The sequence below is a fragment of the Saccharothrix coeruleofusca genome (assembly GCF_017876325.1).
GTDB classification, from domain to species: Bacteria; Actinomycetota; Actinomycetes; order Mycobacteriales; family Pseudonocardiaceae; genus Actinosynnema; species Actinosynnema coeruleofuscum.
Genome location: NZ_JAGINV010000001.1, coordinates 3,828,455 through 3,840,373 on the forward strand (window position 1 = coordinate 3,828,455; position 11,919 = coordinate 3,840,373).

General features: G+C 73.3%; 4 protein-coding genes. All 4 read right to left on the minus strand.

The annotated features are described in order from the left end of the window. Position 1 precedes the first annotated feature (1 nt). On the minus strand, positions 2-1,219 hold the full coding sequence (locus JOF41_RS17300) for a cytochrome P450 (RefSeq protein ID WP_189227104.1): 1,218 nt from the start codon (positions 1,217-1,219) through the stop codon (positions 2-4). Beyond that, the gene (locus JOF41_RS17305; RefSeq protein ID WP_209620266.1) at positions 1,212-8,162 is read right to left on the minus strand and encodes an SDR family NAD(P)-dependent oxidoreductase; all 6,951 of its coding nucleotides are present in this window, start codon (positions 8,160-8,162) and stop codon (positions 1,212-1,214) included. Before JOF41_RS17305 ends, JOF41_RS17300 begins: the two co-directional genes overlap by 8 nt. A 258-nt stretch (positions 8,163-8,420) precedes the next feature. After that, positions 8,421-9,629: a cytochrome P450 gene (locus JOF41_RS17310; protein ID WP_209620268.1), complete on the minus strand. Its 1,209-nt coding sequence runs from the start codon at positions 9,627-9,629 to the stop codon at positions 8,421-8,423. A gap of 26 nt (positions 9,630-9,655) precedes the next feature. Then, positions 9,656-11,899 carry an ACP S-malonyltransferase gene (gene fabD, locus JOF41_RS17315; RefSeq protein ID WP_209620270.1) on the minus strand — a complete coding sequence of 748 codons (2,244 nt, stop codon included), beginning with the start codon at positions 11,897-11,899 and terminating at the stop codon, positions 9,656-9,658. Positions 11,900-11,919 lie beyond the last annotated feature (20 nt).

An 11,919-nucleotide genomic window follows, 5' to 3' on the forward strand; every position in this document is an offset into this window, starting at 1 on the left:
GTCAGGAGGACACGGCGAGCGGGAGGGTGTGCGCGTTGAACATCTGCGCGGTGCGGATGAACGCGGGCGGTTCGTCGGGCACGGTGGCCAGTTCGGAGAAGCGGTCGAGCAGGACGTTCAGGGCGACGCGCCCTTCGAGCCGTCCCAACCCGGCGCCGACGCAGAAGTGGATGCCGCGCGAGAAGGTCAGGTGGGGGTTGGGGTTGCGCTCCGGGCGGAACTCGGTCGGGGCGTCGAACACGCGGGGGTCGCGGTTGGCCGGGCCGAGCCACACCATCACCAGCTGGTCGGGCGGGATGACGACGCCGCCGAGCTCCGCCTCGGCCGCGGTCACCCGCGAGGTCACCGAGAACGGCGGCAGGTAGCGCAGCGACTCCTCGATCACGCCGGGCAGCCGCGACCGGTCCTGCCTGGTGCGCCGGAACTCCTCCGGGTGCGCGTCCAGGCACAGGACGGTGTTGCTCAGCATCATCGTCGTGTTCAGGTGCCCGGCGAGCAGCAGCGTGTCGACCAGGCTCGCGACCTCCTTGTCGCTCAGGCGCTCCCCCTCGACCTCGGCGTGCACGAGCCCGCTGAGCAGGTCCTCGCGCGGCTCCCGCCGCCGCTGGTCGATGAACTGCTGGAGGTACTCGGCGAACTCCTTGTGCCGCTTGATGACGGTCTTGGTGACCTCTTCCTGGCCTTCGAACCGGCCGACCAGAGTCACGTCGTCCGAGGTGGCGGGCATCAGCGACTCGGCCTGCTTGCGGAACAGGTCCCGGTCGGCGGCGGGGATGCCAAGCAGCTCGCAGATCACGATGACCGGCAGCGGGTAGGCCAGCGCGCTGACCAGTTCGAGCCGGTCCGACACCTCGGCTTCGTCGAGCAGCTCGTGGGTCAGCGCCTCGATCTTCGGCTCCAGGTCGGCCACGACCTTGGGGGTGAAGGCGTGGCTGACCAGCTTGCGCAGCCGGGTGTGCTCCGGCGGGTCCATGTAGAGCAGCTCGTCGTAGGTGTGCTCCGGGTTGTCGACGCCGAGCTCGGGGGCCATCAGCCGCTGGAGGTTCGACGAGAACACGCGGGGTTTGCTCAGCAGGTGCACGATCTCGGGGTGGCCGTACACGTGCCACATCCGGGTTTCCGGGTCGTAGTCGACGGCCTTCGGGGGTTCGATGCCGCGCAGCCAGAACTGCCGCTCGTCGACACCCCACTCGTCGAATCTGGCGATGATGTCAGGCATCCTTGTCCTCCTGGTGCCCGCGGTGCGCGGGGTCCGGTGCGTAGAGCGCGTCGCACAGCCGCAGCACCTCGTCCAGCGACCGGGGCGCTGTCATCACCTCGGTGTGGCTGGCCGTGTCGACGTCGATGACGCGGAAGTCGTCGATCTGCTCCTGCCACCCGCGCCAGTACTCGACGCCGTCCATGCCCGGCAGGTCCGGGTTGGGGAACAGCACCATGTACTCCTCGTAGTCGCCGAAGAAGCGACCACTGCCGTTGCGGAAGTAGTAGCAGCGCACCGCGTCCCGCCGGGGGAGCGGATCGACGACGTGCTCGTTGGTGTGCAGCACCTCGAAGTACCGCGCCAGCCGGGTGACCTGCGCGCGCAGCTGCGCCTCGGTCTTGGTGGTCCCGGCGGCCAGCGCGGCGGTGATCAGCGAGTCGAGGAACCGCGGGTAGGGCAGGCTCGGGTCCACCTCGTCCCGGTGCAGGATCGGGGTGGTGCCGTCGTTGGCGTCCAGGCGGTTGTTGCCGAGCACCACGTTGACCGCGCGGTACGCGCAGATCTTGGCCACCGCGTCCGGGTCGGTTCGCCCGCCCTGCATGGTGGTGTTGACCCGGTTCGTCGCCTCGGCGTCCAGGGTGTCGAGCATGACCAGCGTGTTCACCTCGGCGCCCCGCAGCTGGAGCTGGCGGACGACCTCGTAGGCCAGCAGACCGCCCAGGGAGTACCCGCCGATGTCGTAGGGCCCCTCCGGCTGCACCGCGCGGATGACGGAGGCGTAGTGCTCGGCCATCGGCACCTGGCCGCTGAGGATCTCGCCGGAGCCGCCCCAGCCCTTCGGCTGGATGCCGTAGAAGGGCCTGCGGCTGCGCTCGGCCAGCGGCCGGTAGGACTCCACTCCCCCGTTGCCGTGGTGGATCCAGAAGACCGGACGGCCCTGGCCGCCCCGGTCCATCCGCACCAGCTCGGGGAACTCCTCCGCCGTGGTCCGCGTCTGCTCGGCGGCCACCGCCGCGCCGACCCGGTCGACGATGTCGCGCAGGGTTTCGCACTCGGCGATGACGTCCATGGTGATGCCCGCGTCGACGTGCTTGCGCACCGAGGACAGGAACTGGGCCATGAAGATCGAGTCGAAGCCGTAGCGCCGCAGCGGCACGTCCGGTGCCAGCCGGTCGGGGTCGACTTCGAGCACCTCGGCCAGCAGTTGCGCGATCCGGTCGGCGAGCGGGGCGCAGGCCGGGGCGGGCTCGACGGGTTGCGCGCCGGGCGCCCGCTCGGCGACGGGTTCGCCCGTGCTCGGGCGCGGCTGGCGGATCAGGCCGTCGCTCTCCGCGACGAGGACCTGCTGGCCCAGGTCGTCGGCGCCGTCGGCGGCGGGGAACGCGCCGCGGAAACCCGCTTCGGCCAGCAGCCGCTGCCACGTGGCCGGGGTCAGCACGGGTGTGCCGGGGACGCGCGGCGCGGGGTCGTCGTAGCGCCACCAGCCCTCCAGCAGGCCGAAGGTGAGGTGGCTGAACAGCGTGCCCTTGCTCAGCTCGTTGAGCAGCAGGACGCCGTTGGCGCGCAGGGCGGCCTTGGTGTTCCGCAGGGTCGTGCGGATGTCTCGGGTGGCGTGCAGGACGTTGGTGGCGATGACGACGTCGAAGCCGCCGACGGGGATCGGCTGCCCGGCCAGTGGCCGCTCGACGTCGAACAGCCGGGTGTCCAGGTAGGGCGTGGTCGGGCCGAACTCGCGCCGGGCGTGCCGCAGGAACGCCTGGGAGATGTCGGTGTAGCAGTAGGTCCCGATGTGGTCCTGCCACGGCCGCAGGTGGCGGAAAACGGTTTCGCTGGTGCCACCGGTGCCCGCGCCGATCTCCAGGACGCGCAGCTTCACCCCCTGGTCCTCGGCGACGCGGTGCCGCACGTAGTCGACCAGCGTCCCGGCCAGGACTTCGTTGAAGTAGTCGGCGACCGGGTTGGCCCGGTAGAGGCCCTCGACCAGCTCGACCGACGAATCGGGGAACAGCACGTCGGTGGCGGGGCGGCGGCCGGTGAGGATGTCGCCCATGGCGCGCAGCGCCGTGTCGACCAGCCTCGCCTGCGCCCTGGTGGACTCCTCGGCCAGCCAGCCGTCACGGGCCCGCTCCCACTCGGCCCAGGCGGCGGCGGTGTCCGCGGCCGGACCGCCCGCGCGGCGGTAGCGCCCCTCGCCGTCGTGACGCAGGTGGCCCGCCTCGGTCAGCACGTCGAGGGTGTGCCGCAACCAGCGGTCGTACCGCTCGGCGATGCCGCCGTGGGCGCGCCACTGCGCCGCGGTGGCCGCGCGGTCGTCGTCGAACAGGCCCAGCGAGCGCAGCACGGCCCAGGTGATCCGCACCAGCGCGGCGTCCAGCGCCTCGTCGTGCCCGGCGACCCGCTCGCGCAGCCGGGCGAGCTCCCGCGTGCGGTCCGGGCTGCCCTCGCGCAGCGGGGTGATCAGCGCGGGTGTGCGGTCGGCGAGCGGTTCGACCGCGTCGTCGCCGCGCAGCTCGTCGAGCACCCGCGTGTCGGTCACCTTCACCAGCGCCAGCCGGGCGTGCCGGGAGCCCATGAGCGTGTCGTAGGTGGCCATCCCCTCGGCGGGTTCGATCGAGTCCACGCCCGCCCTGGCCATCCGCTCGCGGTGCTCCTCGTCGGCGACCACGCCGACACCGCCCCAGTAGCCCCAGTTGACGACCTTCACGGGGCAGGCGAGCCGGGTGCCCAGGTGCTCGGCGTAGGCGTCGGCGAAGGTGCAGCCCGCGGCGTAGTTGGCCTGCCCGGCCGAGGTGAGCAAGGACTGCAGCGAGGAGAAGAACACGACGAAGTCCAGCGGCTGGTCGGCGAAGGCGTCGGCGATGTTGACCGCGACGTCGGCCTTGGCCGCGTAGGTGGCGCTGAACCGCTGCTCGTCCATGCGGGCCAGGCCGCGGTCCCCGAGCACGATGGCCGAGTGCAGCACCCCGCGCACCGGGCCGTGGCGGCGCACGATCTCCTCGCGGGCCCGGCGCAGTGCCGCCGGGTCGGTGGCGTCGGCCTGGACGTAGTCGGGCTTGGGGCCGTGCGCCGCGAGCCGGGTGCGCCGGGCTTCGATGTCGGCGTCCAGCGGCCTGCGGCCGATCCACACCACGCGCACCTTGTGCTTGCGCACCATGTGCTCGGTCCAGGCGGTGCCGATGCCACCGGCGCCGCCGATGGCGACGACCACGTCGTCGGGTTGCAGGTTCGCGTGCACCGGCTCGGTCGGGCCGGACGCGCCCAGCTCCAGCAGGCGCTGCCGGTACCACTCCCCGTTGCGGCGCGCCAGCAGCGCGCCCTGCGGCTGCGGCCGCAGCGCCAGCACGTCGTCCCACGGCACGGGGGCGTCGTCGGGGACGTCCACGACCCGCACGGTCCACTGCGGGTACTCCTTGGCCAGTGCGCCGAACAGGCCGTGCACCCCGGCGCAGGCGGGGTCGACCGCGGTGTCGCCGGGCAGCAGGCGGGCCTGCTCGGTGACCACCGTCCAGCCCACCTCCCTGGCGTCGGCCCCGGTGGCCAGCATTGCCTTGACCAGGCGGAAGGCCGTCAGGGTCGGGGCCGGGGCCAGCCACACGACGTGCTCGGCGTCCGCCGGGACGCGGGCGGCCAGGTCCTCCACCGCGTCGGCCGCGTCCAGGACGGTGGTGTCGGGGCAGCGGCGGCGGAACTCGGCCTGCTCCTGCGGGGTTCCGCCGAGCAGGACCACCCGCGCGCCCCTGGCGGGCCACTGCGGCGCCCGGTCCTCCGGCAGCGCGTCCCACACCGGCGTCATCAGGTGCGTTCGGGACGGCTCCGGCCGGGGCGCGGTGCGGGTGCGGAACCCCACCATGCGCACGCAGACGCGGCCGTCGGCGTCGCACACGTCGACGTCCAGCCTGCGCAGCTCGCCCCCTCGGTCGTCGGCGTTGCCGCGGATGACGACCCAGCCCTCCGCGGGCGTCGCGGCGCGCACGTCGACCTCCCGCACCGCGAACGGCAGCGCGAGCCGGGCAGCCGTGCCGTCGTTCTCGCCCAGCCACACCCCCAGGACGGCCTGCAGCGCGCCGTCGAGCAGGGCGGGGTTGAGCACCAGCGGCGACTCGGCCTCGCGCGGCAGGCTCAGCCGCGCCACGGCGATGCCCTCGTCGTAGTGCAGGGAGCGGACGGTGCGCAGCGCCGGGCCGTAGTCCATGCCGATGCGCTCGTACATCCGGTAGAACCCGGCCGCGTCCAAGCTGTGGGCGCAGCCGTCGCGCAGCCGCTCCACCTCCACCGCCTCCTCGGTCCGCGCGGTGCCGACCTGGCCGGTTCCCTGGGCGTAGACCGCCTCGTCACCGTCGATGCGGACCTCGAACGCGCGGGCCCCGGTCTCGTCCGGCGGCTCCAGGCGCACCTCGACGCCACGCGGCTCGGTGACCTCGATCGGCCGCAGCCAGCGCACGTCGCGCAACCGCACGCCGGTGGCGGGGCCGCCCTCGGTGAGCGCTTCGCGCGCCAGTTCCAGGTAGGCCACGGCGGGCAGGGTCGGCACGCCGCGCAGCCGGTGGTCGCGCAGGTAGTACTCGCCGCCGTCCAGCACGCGACCGCGCCGGGGCGCGGGCGCGGGCTGCGAGCCCCGGTCGGCAATCCAGAAGCGGCGCAGGTTGAACGGGTAGGTCGGCAGCGGGATGCGGCGCGGCGGGGTGTCGCCGTGCAGGCGGCGCCAGTCGAAGTCGAACCCGGCGGCCCACAGCTCCAGCAGGCGCGGCAGCTTGCCCTTGGCGACCCAGCTGTCCATCGCGGCGGCGATGTCCTCGTCGCCGACGAGCACGCGCCACACCGGGTTCGGCTGCGGGCGACCGCGGTACAGGTGGGCGGGCGGGTCGCCCGCGACGAACGCCCGCAGCGCGTCCCGCAGGTCCTCCACCGTCTCGACGGTGAAGGCCAGCCGCTCCGGCATCGCCACCCGGCCGACCTGGAGGGTGTAGGCCAGGCTCGGCAGGTCGTCGTCGCCGGGGCGGCGGTCGTCGAGCCACCCGAGCAGCTGCCGCGCGCGGGCCAGCAGGGTCTCCGGCTCGTTGGCCGACAGCACGATGGCGAACGGTCCCGCCGCCGCGCGCGATTCGACGGGCGGCCGGTACTCCTCCAGCACCACGTGCGCGTTCGCCCCGCCGAAGCCGAACGAGCTCACGCCCGCCCGGCGCGGCAGCTCGGTCCCGTCGGCGGCGACCGGCGCGGCCCAGGGCTGCCGTTCGCGCACCAGGAAGAACGGGCTGTCCTCCAGCTCGACGTACGGGTTCACGGTCTGGCAGTGCAGGCTGCGCACCAGCGTGCGGTGGCGCATCTGCAGCAGCACCTTGAGCACGCCCGCCACACCGGCCGACAGCTCGAGGTGGCCGATGTTGGTCTTGACCGAGCCGATGCCGCAGTGGGCGCCCGCGACGTCGGCGCCGAAGTCGGCGTACAAGTCGCGGAACGCCTCCTTGAGGCCGTTGACCTCCACGGGGTCGCCCAGTTTCGTGCCGGTGCCGTGCGCCTCGATGTAGCCGACCGTGCGCGGGTCGACACCTGCCCGGCGGTAGGCGTCGCGGATCACCGCCGCCTGCGCCTTCGGGTTCGGCGCGGTGAGCGAGTTGGCCCGGCCGCCGTGGTTCACCGCGGTCGCGCGGATCACGCCGTGGATGTGGTCGCCGTCGCGCTCGGCCGCCGACAGCTTCTTCAGCACCAGCATGCCGACGCCCTCGCCGCGCGCGTAGCCGTCGGCGCGGTCGGAGAACGCCTTGCTCCGGCCGTCCTGGCTGAGCATGCCCGCCCGGCCGAAGCTGATGTGGCCGTCGGGCACCGGCACGGTGTTGACCCCGCCCGCGACCGCGAGCGAGCACTCGCCCCGGTCCAGCGCCGCGACCGCCCGGTGCAGCGCGACCAGCGAGCTGGAGCAGGCCGTCTCGACCGGTTCGCTGGGACCGTGCACGTCCAGGAAGAAGCTCATCCGGTTCGGGCCGATGGAGGGGACCGTGGCGGTGGCCGCGACGCCGTCCCCGCCGGGGGCGTGGGCGTCGATCAGGCGGTGGTACCCGGTGGTCGCGGTGCCCACGATGATGCCGAGGTCGCTGCCCGCCAGGGCGTCGGCCGCGTAGCCCGCGTCCTCCAGCGCCTTCCACACGTGGAGCATCAGCAGCCGGTGCTGCGGGTCCATCAGCTGCGCCTCGCGGGGCGCGATGCCGAAGAACTCCGGGTCGAAGTCGGCGACGCCGTCCATGAAGCCGCCCCACTTGACGGTGGTGCGACCGGCTTGGTCGAAGGGGTCGCCGTACAGCTCGCGCCAGTCCCACCGGTCGGCGGGCACCTCGCTGACGCAGTCGCGGCCCTCGAACAGGTTGCGCCAGAACGCGTCGAGGTCGTCGGCCTGGGGGAAGCGGCCGCTCATCCCGATGATCGCGACCGGGTCTCCCGGCGGCGGCGGGTCGGCCGGGACCGGTCGGGGCGGCACGACGGGCTTGGGCGTCGGGGTTTCGCGGACCTGGCCGCGCGCCGCGGGCGCCGGGACGGGGCGCAAGCCCAGGCGGTCCGCCAGCCCCGTCCCGTGCTCGTCGACGATGTGGGTGGCCAGCGCGCGCAGGTTCGGGTGCTCGAACAGCGCGGTGGGCTTCAGGTTCAGCTCCAGCGCGTCGTTGACCATGCTCACGAGGTGGGTGATGACGACCGAGTCCAGCCCGTACTCGCTCAGCTCGACGTCGACGTCGAGGTCCTCGCGGCTGACCTTGAGCAGCTGCCGGACCTTGTCCGCGAGCACGTCGCAGACCCGGTCCCGCAGCACCTCCGCGTCGATCCCGGCCGGCTGCGCCGGTTCGACCCGGTCCGCCGGCTCGGTCCGCTTGGCGCCCTTCAGCCGCTTGGCCAGGCGCACCGCCTCGGCCTTGTCGATCTCCCCCCGGCTGATCAGCTCGTACAGCTCGCTCACCGAACTGACGCGGTGGCTCATGTCACGCTCCGTTCGCGTTCGTCGCGCTGATGGCGCTGCTCGACTCCGCCCGTCCGGGAACGAGCGGGCCGGGACAGGGCACTGCCCCGGCCCACGGGGTGGGCGTCGGTGCCGGGGAACCGTCGCGGTCCCCTCGCCTGCCGCCTCGGCAACGATGCTCGCGAAGCCGGTTCCCGTTCAGGTACCCGCCGTTCCCGAGCAGCCGATCCAGCGTGGTATTACCGACAAATCGGACAGCGGTGCGCGTCCCGCCGCGGCTCACGACGAGACGGCGAGCGGCAGCGTGTGCGCGTTGAGCATCTGCGCGCTGGGGATGAACTGCGGCGGCTCGTCGGGGATGGTGGCGATCTCGCGGAACCGGTCGAACAGGATGCCCAGCGCGATCCGGCCCTCCAGCCGGGCCAGCCCGGCCCCGATGCAGTAGTGGATCCCCCTGGAGAAGGTCAGGTGCGGGTTGGGGTCGCGCCCAGGGCGGAACTCCGCCGGGGCGTCGAACACCCGCGGGTCCCGGTTGGCGGCGCCGAGCCAGACCATCACCAGCTGGTCGGGCGGGATCACGACCCCGCCGACCTCGGCCTCGGCCGTGCTCGCCCTGGCGGTCACGGCGAACGGCGGCAGGTAGCGCAGCGACTCCTCGATGACGTCGGGCAGGCGTGAGCGGTCCGCGCGCACGCGGGCGAACTCGTCCGGGTGCGAGTCCAGGCACAGGACCGTGTTGCCCAGCAGCATCGTGGTGGTCACGTGCCCGGCCAGCAGCAGCACGTCGGCCAGCGTGGCGATCTCCTTGTCGCTGAGCCGCTCCCCGTCCACCTCGGCGTGCACCAGCCCGCTCAGCAGGTCCTCGCGCGGGTGCCTGCGCCGGTCCTCGATGTGCTCGGCCAGGTACTCGCCGAACTCCTTGCGCTGCAGCAGGGTCGTCTCGGTGACCTTGTCCTGGCCCTCGAACCGGCCGACCAGGGAGACCTCCGAGCCGGTGGTGGGGATCAGCGACTCGGCCCACTCGCGGAACAGGTCGCGGTCGCTCGCGGGTACGCCGAGCAGCTCGGCGATCACGATGACCGGCAGCGGGTAGGCCAGCGCGCCGACCAGCTCCAGGCGGCCGGTCGCGGGCGCCTGGTCCAGCAGCTCGTGGGTGAGCCCGGCGATCTTCGACTCCAGCCCTGCCAGCACCTTGGGGGTGAAGGCGTGGTTGACCAGCCTGCGCAGCCGGGTGTGCCGGGGCGGGTCGAGGTAGAGCAGTTCGCCCGCCTGGGCCTCCTCGACGTCGGCGCCGATCTCCGCGGCCATCAGCCGCATCATGTTGGAGGAGAACAGCTTGGCGTCGCTGAGCACCCGCACCGCCTCGGCGTGGCCGTAGACGTGCCACATGCGGCTCTCGGCGTCGAAGTGGACGACCTGCTCCGGCAGCGCGCCGCGCAGCCAGAACTGGCGTTCGTCGACACCCCAGGTGTCGAACCGGGTGATCATGGTGCCCGTCCTTTCGGTGCTCGGGGTCAGGGGCGGGGGAACGCGGCCAGGTGGTCGGCCGCGGCGTCGAGCAGCATCCGGCCGATCTCGTCGACGTGCCGGTGCCGCCACGATTCGTGCGGGGTGCCGCGCACCCACTGGTTGAAGGAGCCCAGCGCGGGTCCGGTGTGGACCTGGTAGTTGACCTTGTCCTCGGGCCTGCCCTCCAGCGCGATCCGCGCGGTGTAGCCGAAGTAGCGCCGGAAGACCAGCGCCATCTTCTGCTTCGGCTGCCGCTCGGCGCGCCGCAGCAGTTCGGTCCGCCCGGTCGCGCGCAGGTGTCGGGCCACGTCGGCCCACACCTCCTCCAGCGGCTTGCGGAAGTAGGTGCGCTCCAGCAGCTGCCGCGTCTTGGCGGGCAGGTCGTCGAGGCTGTCGTGGTGGGTGTAGAGCGCGTGGAGCTTGTTGCCCCGCGCCGGGAAGAACACCCCCTTGCGCAGCACCTGGACCTTGCTGCCGAGCTCGAACATGTCGCCCGCCGGCGCGTAGTCGGTGTCCTGCACGTCGATGCCCTGCAGCATGTCCTTGACCGCGTCGCTGGTCGCGGCTTCGACGGTGCACTGGTTGACCGAGCCGGTGACCACGTAGTCGGCGCCGAGCACGAACGCGGCCGCCACCGCCGCCGGGGTGCCGATCCCGCCCGCCAGCCCCATGCAGATCGGCTCGGCGTAGGAGCGCTCGGCCAGCACCCTGCGGCGCAGTTCCAGCATCGAGGGCAGCAGCACGGTCGGGATGCCGCCGTCGGTGTGCCCGCCGGAGTCGGCCTCGACGGTGATGTCGTGGCTCATCGGCACCTGCCGGGCCAGCTCGGCCTGCTCCGCGGTCAACGCGCCGGTGGCCAGCAGCCGGTCCAGCACCGAGTCCGGCGGCGGCGCCATGAACGCCGCCGCGACCTCGGGCCGGGACACCTTGGCCATGACGCGGTGCTCGCACACCGGCCGCCCGTCGGGTCCCCTGCGCAGGCCGGTGGCGCGGTAGCGCACGAGCGCCGGTGTCATCTGGATGTACGCCGACGCCTCCACCAGCCGCACCCGGTGCCGCAGCAGCACGTCGACCACCGCCTCCTCGGCGTCGGGGTCGTCGTGGTCGGCGATGAGGTTGACGCCGCAGGGCCCGTCCTCGCCCAGGGCGGCCTGGACCTCCTTGATCCCGCGCTCGATCTCCACCGGCTCCAGGCCGCCGGTGCCCAGGAAGCCGAGCATGCCCGCGCGGCCCAGCCGGGCGACCAGCTCCGGCGAGGCGATCCCCCGGTACATCCCGCCCGCGACGTAGGCGAAGCGCAGGCCGTGCCGCTCGCGGAAGACCGCGCTGCCCAGGTCCTGCGCCCGGAGCGCACGCGCGGGCGCGGGCGTCGGCACCGGTGCGGGTGCGGGTGCGGACCTGGTGGCGGACGACGCGGCGCGGGTCTGCTCGACGAGCTTGGTCAGCACCGCGCCGCCCAGCTCGACGAACTCCGTGACGCCCGCGTCGAGCAGGTACCGGACGGTTTCGGTCCAGCGCACTGGTTGGACGATCTGGTCGGCGAGCATCGCGGCCGTGGTGCCGGACGGGTAGGGCCGCGCGGTCGCGTTCGCGATCACCGGCACGCGCGGCGCGGCGAGGTCGAAGGCGTCGAGGAAGCGGCGGAACTCCCGCTGGGCCGGGCGCATGAGGGCGGAGTGGAACCCGCCGGACACGCGCAGCCGAACCCAGCGGACGCCGCGCTCCCTCAGGTAGGGCCCCAGCTCGTCGATCGAGTCGGCGTCGCCCGAGACGACGCACTGCCTCGGCGAGTTGTCGTTGGCCACGACGAGCGTGCAGAACCCGCCCTCCCGCACCAGCTCGGTGACCTGGTCGCGGTCGAGGTCGACCACCGCGATCATGCCGCCGCCCCTGGCACCGGCCATCAGCTCGCCCCGGCGCCGGACCAGCCGCAGTCCGGTGGCGAAGTCGAACGCGCCCGCCGCGTGCAGCGCGCAGTACTCGCCCAGGCTGTGCCCGGCGTAGAACGCCACGTCGGCGCCGCCGCTGTCGCGCCAGTGCCGGTGGGCCAGCGCGCCGACCACGAACAGCGCGGGCTGGGTGAACTCCGTGCGGTCCAGCTCGCCCCTGGGGTCCTCCAGGCACAGCTCGCGGACCGAGTACCCGAGCAGCTCCGAGGCCGCCTCGACCTGCTCGGGGTAGGCGTCGAACAGCTCGCGGCCCATGCCCTTGACCTGGGCACCCTGGCCGGGGAAGATCACCGCTCTCACCGGTCCTCCTCTCCCGCGCG